General features: G+C 59.9%; 13 protein-coding genes. 8 read left to right on the top strand and 5 right to left on the bottom strand.

The features are described 5' to 3' along the window. Positions 1 to 1075: 1075 nt before the first annotated feature. Positions 1076 to 1720: a hypothetical protein gene (locus tag JKG68_RS33970; protein WP_246516000.1), complete on the top strand. Its 645-nt coding sequence runs from the start codon at positions 1076 to 1078 to the stop codon at positions 1718 to 1720. On the opposite strand, the gene JKG68_RS33965 is transcribed toward JKG68_RS33970, so the two are convergent. Then, complete coding sequence (locus tag JKG68_RS33965) at positions 1717 to 2205, bottom strand: hypothetical protein (protein ID WP_246516003.1); 489 nt, start codon at positions 2203 to 2205, stop codon at positions 1717 to 1719. The two genes, JKG68_RS33970 and JKG68_RS33965, sit on opposite strands and share 4 nt — an antisense overlap. Before the next feature lie 114 nt (positions 2206 to 2319). Between JKG68_RS33965 and JKG68_RS33960 the strand changes: the two genes are divergently transcribed. Continuing rightward, positions 2320 to 2991, top strand: a complete 672-nt coding sequence (locus JKG68_RS33960) for an OmpA family protein (RefSeq protein ID WP_312891022.1) — start codon at positions 2320 to 2322, stop codon at positions 2989 to 2991. A gap of 201 nt (positions 2992 to 3192) precedes the next feature. On the opposite strand, the gene JKG68_RS28760 is transcribed toward JKG68_RS33960, so the two are convergent. Then, positions 3193 to 3864: a calcium-binding protein gene (locus JKG68_RS28760; RefSeq protein ID WP_202065463.1), complete on the bottom strand. Its 672-nt coding sequence runs from the start codon at positions 3862 to 3864 to the stop codon at positions 3193 to 3195. 444 nt (positions 3865 to 4308) lie between these two features. Here JKG68_RS28760 and JKG68_RS28755 point away from each other — a divergent pair, with 444 nt between their 5' ends. From JKG68_RS28755 to egtD, 5 genes are all read left to right on the top strand, one after another. Beyond that, positions 4309 to 4494 (top strand): hypothetical protein, encoded by a 186-nt coding sequence (locus tag JKG68_RS28755; RefSeq protein ID WP_202065461.1) that lies wholly within the window; start codon positions 4309 to 4311, stop codon positions 4492 to 4494. Between the two features lie 171 nt (positions 4495 to 4665). After that, positions 4666 to 5451 (top strand): ion transporter, encoded by a 786-nt coding sequence (locus JKG68_RS28750; protein ID WP_202065459.1) that lies wholly within the window; start codon positions 4666 to 4668, stop codon positions 5449 to 5451. Between the two features lie 159 nt (positions 5452 to 5610). Continuing rightward, positions 5611 to 6129, top strand: a complete 519-nt coding sequence (locus JKG68_RS28745) for a hypothetical protein (protein WP_202065457.1) — start codon at positions 5611 to 5613, stop codon at positions 6127 to 6129. Between the two features lie 62 nt (positions 6130 to 6191). Further along, positions 6192 to 6626 (top strand): hypothetical protein, encoded by a 435-nt coding sequence (locus tag JKG68_RS28740; RefSeq protein WP_202065455.1) that lies wholly within the window; start codon positions 6192 to 6194, stop codon positions 6624 to 6626. Positions 6627 to 6796: 170 nt separating this feature from the next. Then, complete coding sequence (gene egtD, locus JKG68_RS28735) at positions 6797 to 7750, top strand: L-histidine N(alpha)-methyltransferase (RefSeq protein ID WP_202065453.1); 954 nt, start codon at positions 6797 to 6799, stop codon at positions 7748 to 7750. Here egtD and JKG68_RS28730 read toward each other — a convergent pair. Then, complete coding sequence (locus tag JKG68_RS28730) at positions 7736 to 8179, bottom strand: DUF3429 domain-containing protein (protein ID WP_202065452.1); 444 nt, start codon at positions 8177 to 8179, stop codon at positions 7736 to 7738. The genes egtD and JKG68_RS28730 overlap by 15 nt on opposite strands. A 369-nt stretch (positions 8180 to 8548) precedes the next feature. On the opposite strand from JKG68_RS28730, the gene JKG68_RS28725 reads away from it, so the two are divergent. Continuing rightward, positions 8549 to 8890, top strand: coding sequence for a cupin domain-containing protein (locus JKG68_RS28725; protein WP_202065451.1), 342 nt, complete (start codon positions 8549 to 8551; stop codon positions 8888 to 8890). Between the two features lie 164 nt (positions 8891 to 9054). Here the strand turns inward: JKG68_RS28725 and JKG68_RS28720 are convergent, their stop codons facing one another. Next, positions 9055 to 9327, bottom strand: a complete 273-nt coding sequence (locus JKG68_RS28720) for a hypothetical protein (RefSeq protein ID WP_246515998.1) — start codon at positions 9325 to 9327, stop codon at positions 9055 to 9057. A gap of 317 nt (positions 9328 to 9644) precedes the next feature. Beyond that, the gene (locus JKG68_RS28715) at positions 9645 to 10340 is read right to left on the bottom strand and encodes an IS6 family transposase (protein WP_202065466.1); all 696 of its coding nucleotides are present in this window, start codon (positions 10338 to 10340) and stop codon (positions 9645 to 9647) included. Positions 10341 to 10506: the final 166 nt, after the last annotated feature.

Below are 10506 nucleotides of genomic sequence, written 5' to 3'. Positions count from 1 at the left end.
TGCACGGGTACAAAACTGACAGGCGGTGTAGCGTACCCTCGAAGTTCTCGACCTCGTCCTGGCCATGGAACGGCGGGCTGATGGGTTCCCAGAAGGAGAGGACCCGGATAGAGACCGACCAACACAATGCACCCAGTCCTATGTCTGACCCTGGGTACAATCTGGGACCTTCGTTGTCTTGGATTATCCATCGGAGAGCATCTGACCTTTAATCAGAGGGTCCTCGGTTCGAATCCAAGCGCGCTCACCGTATTTGTCAATGACTTACCGGCACATTGAGAAAAGCCTCAGGACCCCTAGCACCCGGATAGCTACCACGAGCTTCAATTTGATTTCAGGCAGGGATTCGCTATCGACCTTTCAGACCCTGTCTCGTGAGGCGAGGGGTGCTGTCCTCCCCGGCTGTTGTGCAATTGTGCAAACCCTCTTCGGCTGGGGCCGAACTGCCTACGCATACCGAGGACCCACGACCACTTGGGACCTTATGCGTTGCCCCAAGGTAAATGGCCAGCACTCCGCCCGCCCTCACAGAGGTATGGGACAGCTTGGCCTTAACATCATTCGCGTTTCGGCCATAGTCTTCGTGTTTGTTGAAGGCTTGGGCGCCGCGCCTCTTCGTGCTCGGAGACAACCGCATTCAGTACAACCGTCGAGCCATCACGAGGCAGGTACTGCCGATGCTCCCAATTCGGAAGGCTATGGCAGCGGTCTAGGCGGAACCATCCGCAAATTCAGCCTGTTCATCTCTGATACAGGCCAACCTCCATTCTATCGCCCACATGACTGAGCTGGCTGCCGATCAGAACGTGGCCTTCTGTCCAAGTATGTGCCTAATCAACCGGCAGATCTGTAGGAACTCTCATGACACCAAAGCGTCTTGCTCGCCTACTCCTCACTGGGACCGCTCTTCCGCTCGTTGCATGGGGTGCTGGCATTTGCGGCAGCAGTGTAGCCGCCCAGCTAGCACCTGCAGCAGATGCTGCCTTAAGCTTGAGTAGCCTGGAAGCGCAGGACGCTGGAACCAGTCCAGAGTTGGCCGGGCGTGGCTACGTGCTGGCCCAGGCGGAGGACCCGGATGAACCGAGGCCACGGCGTAGTCGTGGCGCGCGCGATGGGGCGCGCAGTGAAGATCCGGCAGGCGAGGGCGCAGAACGGCCGCAACGTGGCCCTCCGGGCCAGCAGGGTCGCCGCGGCCCGGACGAAGGAGATCGTCAGGAACGAAGCCAAGGACAAGGGCGCAGCGAGCGCCGCGACGGATCCAGGCCTGAAGAAGGAACGGAGCGGCAACGACGACAGGAGCGTCCTGAGCGGATTGAGCGGCCCCAGCGTCCTGAACAACTGGAACAGTCTCAACCTGACCGTCATCCAGAGAGGCTCGAGCGACGCCAGAGACCTGCCCAGCTTGAGCAGTCTGAACGTTCCGACACACCTGAGCGCCCTCAGCGTCTGGACAGGCCAGAGCAGCAAGAAAGGCCAACTCGGCCTGAACGACTGCAGCGTTCAGAGCAACCAGACGAACTGGAGCGTCCAGACCGGCGGGAGCGCCGACAGCGCCAGGATCAGCCTGAGCGCTCAGTCCCTTCGCCAGCTCCAGTTCCGGAAGCTCCCCGGGTGGGCCCTCCGGCCACTGAGCCTCGGCTCTCACCCAGAGTTCCCTCCAGTGAAGGAAGGCCAGAGCTCCGTGGGCGCCGGGAACAACCTGAGCAGCTTGAGCGCTTAGAGGATGCTGAGCGCCCAAACCGGGATCGTCGCGATCGTACCCGTGATCCCAACACACCGGTTGCCCGTGAGATACCTGTGCGAGACGGTCCAACCGAGCGGCAACTTGATCGGGCGCCGCGCGATGAACGTGGCCGGCCAGATCGGCTTGAGCGTCGAGAGCGGCTGGAACGTCGGGAGCAGCGCCAGGAGTCGCCTACGAATGTACCGTCCGTGGATCCAGCTCCCGCAGCAACGGCTCCTCCCATAAATGCCGCCCCCCGTAACCGCAACGGGTCTGAAGAAACCCGTGACGACTTCAACCGTCGCGAGTTCGATCGCCGTGAGTTTGCTCCCGGACCAGGTTTTGGTGACCGACGGGACGTGCGGATTGAGGAGCTGCGGGATCTGCGTCGCGAGCGATCGGAGCAGGGCGGACGCCGCGTCATCATTGAAGAACAAGATCGAGTTATTGTGCGGGAGGGTGACCGCTACATCATCCGTCATGATGAGACAGACCGCTTTCGACGCTCTTACGAAGGGGCGGACATCCGGCGTGAACGCCGTGGCGATAATGAAGTCACGATTGTGCGGCGTCCCAATCAGGTTGAGATCATCACCGTGCGTGATCCAGATGGAAACCTGGTTCGCCGGGTGCGGCGCGATCCAGGCGGACGGGAGATCGTGCTGATCGAGAACGAGGTCGAGCGCCGCCCCCGCGGCCGCACGATCATCGAGGAGACTGTCCGGCTGCCACCGCCGCGGATCCGCATCCCGCGCGAGAAGTACGTGGTGGAGGTGGAGGGTGCGAGCCAGGAGGACCTGTATGAAGCCTTCACGGCTCCACCTGTGGAGCGGGTGGAGCGTTCGTATACGCTGAATGAGGTCCGGCGCAGTCCAGCGGTCCGCGAGAGGGTGCGGCGGGTTGATGTCGATACCATCACCTTCAACTTCGGATCGTGGGAGCTGTCAGAGGAACAGGCGCGAGCCCTGACTGGCGTTGGTCAGGCTCTGCAGCGCGCCATCGAGCGCAATCCGGCTGAGGTTTTCCTGATCGAGGGGCACACGGATGCGGTTGGGAGCGAGGTTGACAATCTCACCTTGTCAGACCGGCGGGCGGAGACCGTCGCAAGTGTTCTGACCCAGATGTTTGGAGTGCCTGCTGAGAACCTGACCACGCAAGGGTATGGAGAGCAGTACCTCAAGGTGAGCACCCAGGAGCCCGAGCGAGCGAACCGGCGTGTGACCATCCGGCGCATCACGCCGCTGCTGCGAAACGAAGCGCGCCAGTGATGGCGCGCCACCTCGCTCCGGCTGCGGCACATCGAGGACTTGGAAACTATGTTGTGCTGGAACCAGGAGAGTCTAAGCCACTGAGACCACATCGTTCGGCTCACATCTGGGGCATATAAACGAGTGGAACGCTCTGAAGTGCAAAGCCCGGATAGGTAAGGCGCCTCCTCCCAAGATGAGACGGAGGAGACGCCATTGTGATCAGATGATGTAGAGGTAGTTCATGTCCGACGCCAATCCGGCGTTCTTCAGCACAACTCCTGTCTCGAACCGACCATCAGAGTTGAGATCGGACACCACGAAGCCTCTGTCGATCTCGGAGTTGTAGAGAAACACGTGCCTGACGCTGGTATCCCCGTAAAGGTAGTCAGCGTCGGAGGCAGCCGTTGCAATGGATGTAGCATCTGTGCTGACCTCGCGGTAGTTGCGTGATGTTCCTTTGATCGTCATGTCGATCGAGTCGTAACGACGGTTCCAGTCGGTGATCGTATCGGCCGTGCTGGTCGTGAGACCTGAGGTGCCTCTCGTGAAGACGAACTCGTCTTCGCCGGAGCCACCGCTCAGGGTGTCGCGTCCGGTGCCACCGGACAGAAGGTCGTCGCCGGAGCCGCCCGAGAGATAATCGAGTCCAGACCCCCCATAAAGATCGTCAAAGCCAGCACTGCCGTAAAGGTCATCATGGCCGGCGCCGCCGATCAAATAATCGGCACCAAAGCCACCATAGATCGTATCGTGATCGAAGCCGCCATAGATGTCATCATCGCCGTCAGAGCCTTGGATCAGGTCATCACCGTCGTACCCGTAGATGTAATCGACGTCGTATGAGCCACCCAGATTGTCGTCGAAATCGCTACCGGAAATTGTGGTCGCCATTATACCCTCAGAGCCAAAGAGTTTCTGAATTGTCCCAACAGGACACCTATGCAGGGCACTGTTGCCGAGTTGTGCCACACGAGTGGTAAACTCGGCGCAGTGCCATGATCAAACACCGTGGCTGAATAGGGGCAGGTCTGCCTATTCATCTGCCGTATAGGTGTCACTAGGGTACTCAAGCCAGAGCATGCTTAACGGCTCGTAAAGATGTACAGAGGTGCCGCACGGTCCCAGGGCCTAAGCTTCCATGTGCCACCAGCAATTTCAGGATGTTTCTTAGGAGCACCACCTCAATGGGTACCTACCCGTCGATGACGGTTGCCCTCAAGCGTCTCATACCTGCCCCGCAGAACCTTGTGCTCTTCCTTACCCAAACGGAGCCTGTCATTGGCTATTCATCTTCAGTGAGGTAAAGCTACGCCCTGTTCTCAGGGACGGCCGCCGATGTTGATGTGGGCTACAGCTCTTGCCTTTCTCCTCTCGCTCGTGGCGGTTGGGCCACTGCGGGAGATCTCACCATCCTGGCTCCAGTCTGGGGCTGAGTTGGTGGCCGTGATCAGCTTCTTTGCCGTGGTGTGTCTGCTGGAATCCAGCGGCAGCAACACCGACCAGTCCAATCCCACCACTTGATTGATCTACCTTCGGTCACAAGGATGACCGGAGCCCCTTCCGCTGGGCTAAGGCCACGCTTACCTGTAGCTGTGCCGCGTCCTGCCCGGCTCCCAGGCGGCAGCGTCACCACAGGCGCTTTGCCATAGTGAGAGGGCAGGTCACATCCCTTCTGACCCTGAGAAGACGACCATGCTGGAACGATTGCTGAAAGACCCTCGGACCGAGCGCATGATCCTGACGCTGATCATCATCAACTCCATCACTCTGGGCCTTGAGACCAGCCCCTCGGCTATGGCCGCACTCGGTCCCGTGCTGATTGCCATCGACCGGGTTGTTCTGGTCATCTTCGTGCTGGAGCTGGCAGCCCGCCTCGTGGTCCACCGCCTCTCCTTCTTCCGCAATCCCTGGAGCGTGTTTGACCTTGCGGTGGTCGGGATCGCCCTGGTGCCCGCCACAGGGGCGCTGTCGGTGCTCCGGGCCTTGCGGGTGCTGCGAGTGCTGCGCCTGATCACAGCTGTGCCCTCGCTCCAGCGGGTGGTGGGCGGGCTTGTCTCGGCTTTGCCCGGCATGGGCTCGATCACGCTCCTCCTGGCGCTCATCCTCTACGTCTTCGCCGTGATGGCGACTAAGCTGTTCGGCCAGACCCACCCGGAGCAGTTCGGCTCGCTCGGTGCCACCACCTATTCGCTCTTTCAGGTCATGACCTTCGACGACTGGAGTGGTGGCATCGTGAAGCCGCTGGCGGAGCAGCATCCTTATGCCATTGCCTTCTTCCTGGTCTTCATCCTGCTGTCGACCTTCATGGCCCTGAATCTGTTCATCGGCGTCATTGTGAATGCAATCGATGCCGAGACGGCGGAGGATGCGCCGAAGCTGACCCACCCATCATGGATCGACGAACGTCTCATTGGCGAGATCAGTGCTCTCCGGAACGAGATTGCGGAACTCAAAGGCCAGATGAGCAAGGCTGCCTGATTGGGCCGGCATGGCAGATCGCTCCGTCTCGGCTCTGCCAGCGGGGCGATCTGTCCTGATCGGATTCGACGTGGAGCGTCGTCCGAGAGAGACAAAGTTTGGTAACAAACTGCGCCCTAAGGTGCAGCTTCGTCCTCTCGCCCGACCGGAGACAGCACCATGCGAAGCCTTCTGCTCGCGGCGATCAGCTACGCTCTGGCGTCCGCAGCTGCCATGGCTGACGGCATGAGCCTGGCTGGCTTACTCTGGCAATGCACCCGCGCAACGGATCAGTCCCAGTTTGTCATGACCTTCTACCCAGGCGGCGGGGTCGGGGGAGGGGAGTTCGAGAACAGTGAGGTGGGCCCCTACATCTTCGACGCCTCCCGCACCAGGCCGGGGGAGTGGCCCGGCCAGTGGGAGCAGACGGGCCAGCGCTTCATCTGGGCGTTCCCGGATCAGAGCCTGCGGATTGAGGGAAACATTCAACTACCTGATCAGCCTGCTGCACGGCTTGCAGGCACCGAGACCTCGCCAGGAAGCAGGTCTGCTGTGGCGTGCACGGCCCTATCCATGCTACCGAAGATCGGGGAAGGGCTTGTCGTCCCGAGGAACAGCCGCTTCCTCGACCTGGATGGAGGGGAGGGAACACTGAAGGTGCCGGCCGGCATCTCGCTTCAGGAGCAAGGATCGCGCTAGACAGGGCAGTTCAGCGCGTCCTGAATCTTGGGAAAGCCCCACCTGATGCTTATATATGGTGTATGCCGCATAAGGGTTCTTCACCGCGCACCCTCGACCTGTTCGAGGTTACGCTCACCATCCCGACGCCGTCGTCCGAGCCGGCTCCTGTTGCGGCCAAGGCACCGGCGCTGGCCAGCCTGTCTGACGCTCAGCTGGCCCAGCAGCTCGTCCAACTCGTCGATGAAGTGCAGCGCCGGCTGGAGAAAGGCAGAGGGCGACAGCCGGAGTTGGAGGCGGTGGCGACACAGGCCAGAGCGTCCTTGGATCGGCTAGCTCCAAGACGCACCAGCCAAGCCAGCCCCCTGAGATCTGCCAAGGGCTCTTCCCCGCTGCAGGAGGGGCAGCGCAAGGCTGTACGAGCCGCTCTTGTGGCAGGCGTAGCCCCCACTCAAGTGGCCAAGCACTTTGGCCTGTCGCTGGCCACCGTCCGCAAGGTGCTCGATGGGGCGGGGTAGAGGTGTTGAGAGAACGGGGTCTTTACTACAGGCTACACCTCAAACACTGTTGTGCACCACAGGCGTCTGGACCCTGGCATGCACCTGATCGAGAACCCCTTCACCTATGCCGAACTGGCCTCCAAGGTAAAGCGTATGCTCGATGGAGACTAAGGGCGGAAACCCCATCAATGACCATACCCACGCAGGAGGCCGGATTGATTGAGCGTAATGAGGTGCTGCGGGATGTGCTTCACGGTCTGTCTCGTGACCAGAAGACGCTTCCGGGCAAGTACCTGTGGGATGAGACGGGTTCATCCCTGTTTGACCGCATCTGCCACACGCAGGATTACTACCTCACCCGCTGCGAGGGTGCTCTCCTGCGCTCGACGGTAGATGAGATTGGCAGCCTGGTTGGGTCCGGAGCTACAATCGTTGAGTTTGGCAGCGGAGCAAGCCACAAGGTTCGCATACTGCTCGATGCACTCACTGCGCCGACGCGGTACGTCGCTCTCGATATCTCACGTGAGTATCTTGAAGCCGCCACACTGCGGATCGCAGAGGACTACCCGGGGATCGAGGTTTCTCCGGTCTGCGCGGATTACACGAAGCAGATCAGCCTCCCAATCCAGCGCGGGGCCAGTCCGATCCTTGGTTTCTTCCCAGGCTCGACGATCGGCAACTTCGATCCTGCAGGCGCCGTCGCCTTTCTGACGCGGGCACGCGAGACCCTTGGGCCAAGCTGGTTTCTGATTGGAGTCGATCCCAATCGTGATGAACAGAGCCTGTTGCGCGCCTACAGCCAGGCTGATGGTCTAATGGCTGAGCTGCATAAGAACCTGTTGGTTCACCTCAATCGCCTTCTCGGCACTGCATTCGATCCCGGTGACTTCCGCCACGAGGCCCGCGTGCAGCATAACCCGTTCCGTGTTGAGGCTTATCTGGTTGCCACAAGACCACTTACGTATCAGGTTGGGGAGGTTCCAATCACGTTTGAGGTCGGGGAGAGCATCCACACGGACACCTCGTACAAGTATGGTCCTGGTACATTCCAGAACTTAGCAAGCCAAGCCGGTTGGCAACCTGTGAAGTGCTGGTGCGATGAGCAAAATCGTTTCTGCCTTCACTTGCTACAATCGAGCTAGAACACGAATACCCAGCAGAGCCACGACTGCCAGCGTCAGGTGAACCCGCAGGGAAGCATACCATCGTGGTGCGAGCCCCTGCCGCACGGTCGAGAGGTCATAGGCCAGCAGCGCCAGGAAGCCGACAATGAGCCCGATCAAGCCGGCCGTGCTTGGGATGAGCAGGCATAGGAACGCGAGCAGCGCGGGGAGAACCGAGAGCAGGTAACGCAAGAACGGCGCGTGACCGCCCTCCCGTGGCAGCAGCACACCCCATTGCGCTCCGCCCATGAACGACAGGATGCAGGCGCCGTAAGCCCGCAGGGCCATGGTCGGATCCAGGGACCAAGGCTGGATGTCGAGGACAGATGCTGCCGTCAACAGAGCAAACGGAATGACGCCGGCCCATCCTAGGAGCAGAGCGGGTCGCGGGATCGTATCTGTGAACATCGGCAGTTCCTGATATTGAAGTGTGAGTGGGGAAATGTGCCATGCGACTGGCTGGTCAATCAGCCTGGCTGTCGTTTGCCGCTATGTAGATGCACCCAAGGTGAAACCGGCTTGTCGTCCATACGTTGCCCTTCATTCTCGACCAATGCGGAGGCTGCACCGATGATGTGCCCCTACTGCAAACACGACGTAGAGAACCCCTGCCATAGCATGCAGGAGGTCCAGCAGCGCGCCTCTGCCCATGTTGAACGCTGCGAAAGAGCGTTCAACCGCCAGAAGGATGCGCGCCAGGGGCAAAGCGGCGGGAACATCTGACAACCAGATTCCACAGGATCTTAAGCGTCGGATGCGCTGTGCAGGGAGGATGACATGACGGACACAACGGTGACAAAGGTAAGCAGTGCCCACTCGCCGACAGGCGATCAGGGTGAGGTCTACCTTGCCTCAGGTAAGAGGCTGTCGATGCGCATGTGGCGCGATGAACCACCAAGCCAAGACAAGCCGGCTCACCGGCAGGAGTACGAGGTGGTTGGCTACGTGATCTCGGGACGGGCTGAACTGAAGATCGAGGGCCAGATCGTACGGCTGGAGCCAGGCGACTCCTGGGTGGTGCCAGCCGGATCGGAACATACCTACCGCATTCTGGAAACCTTCACTGCTGTTGAGGCAACCGCTCCTCCCGCCCAAGTGCATGGACGTGAGCAGACATGACATCTTGGCTATGCTGGGCGCTCAAGCATCGAGCTATACCTGAAAAGCGAGTACCTAGCACAATGTTGAAGTAAAGCTTCGGTCCGCTCTCCCAGCCCAAGCCGACTCCCGTAAGGCTGGGAAAACTCAGAGGCTGTCCTGAAGCTAGTCGTCTGGTAATACGATCAATGGTCGGCATCCTGATCAGTCTGCGCTCCCTCAGCGCGTAGGCTCTTGAGGAAACGTTGGGCAATGTCGCGAACAGCCTCGTCGCTCCGAGAGGCATCATCAGCCTGGTCCCACAGATGGGTCAAACTACTCTCCAGTTCGTCCAGCAGTTCAGGATGACGTCGGGAGAGAAACCGTATGGTGCCGAAAAGAAGGTGCTCAACCGCCATCTCACGGCGACGAGCCTCCACAATCTGAGAGGGGTTGGGCTGGTCCTGCAAGCTGCTCATGGCACACCAAAGCCTTTTCTGACGTATCATTCATACATAAGCCTCTACAGAGTAGTGGCCTCGACGCGCCAAGCGCTGCTTAGACATAACGTCAGCTTACTCGCTTGAACGCGGCTCGGTGGCAACGTGGCTGAGGATACAAAGTTTCAGCTTTGCCGTTTGAGGTGAAATCTAAATGACCGCTGCGAGGTGTAGCTCCAACCCATATGACGGCGGGAGGGCCCAATGGGGCGTGTCACGTCAGCCTGTCACGCTCGGCAACGGGTTCCGTTGCAAACCCTAACGTAGGTTGAGCGAAGGCCGGACGAGGGCTCAGGTTAGGCAGCAACGCGGAAGAGAGCCGCGATGAGTTCGCTCTGAGCCTTCATCTCGTTTGCTAGTGCGATCGCCACTTGGCCCTTGCGGACCATCGCCATGATCTCGTAGCCCGCAATCGCCCGTGAGGCTGTTACAAACGTCTTGAAGCCCAGCCCTGGCCGGACCAGCCGTTTGATACGCCGGTGATCCTGCTCAACGATGTTGTTCAGGAACTTCACCTGCCGGAGTTTGGCAAACCGCCAGAGCTCGCCGGCACGTTTTATAGCCGTCGCCGCAACTGGATAAGCGGCGTTCTTGTCGACCGTGACGGTTCGCGGATTGACTGTATGGGGCTGCTTCAGCGCTTTCCGGAAGAAACACCGGGCGGCAGCCGCATCCCGCTTTGGCGAAAGCAGAAAGTCGACGGTCTGCCCTGTCGCATCAACGGCGCGATAGAGATAAACCCATTCGCCCTTTACTCGGATATATGTTTCGTCGACCCGCCAAGAGCCATTGGTCATACGAAGATGGGGCCGGATGCGCTTCTCCAACTCCGGTGCATAGGCCTGGATCCACCGAAACAGGGTCGTGTGGTCGACTTGAATGCCTCGATCGGAGAACATGCGCTCGAGATCTCGGTAGCTGATCGGGAACTGCAGGTACCAGCGTACGGCCCATAGAATGATCTCCGCCGTGAACTGCCGGCCTTTGAACATGTTCTTGTTACTCTGCTTCACTGCTAGCCCCACTTGCTACTCTTGTCCCGTAGCTCAGGCAGAGCAAGCTTCAAAGCTGCAACAGATCCCGTGCATCCTCGGGCTGCCATAACGCCCCTGATGACGAGCATGGAGGCTCTGCACCTCCTGCAGCAGGCGCCGGTTC

Origin of the sequence: Microvirga aerilata, from assembly GCF_016743775.1 — a bacterium.
GTDB lineage: Bacteria > Pseudomonadota > Alphaproteobacteria > Rhizobiales > Beijerinckiaceae > Microvirga > Microvirga aerilata.
This window is presented reverse-complemented; position numbering and strand designations above follow the sequence as displayed.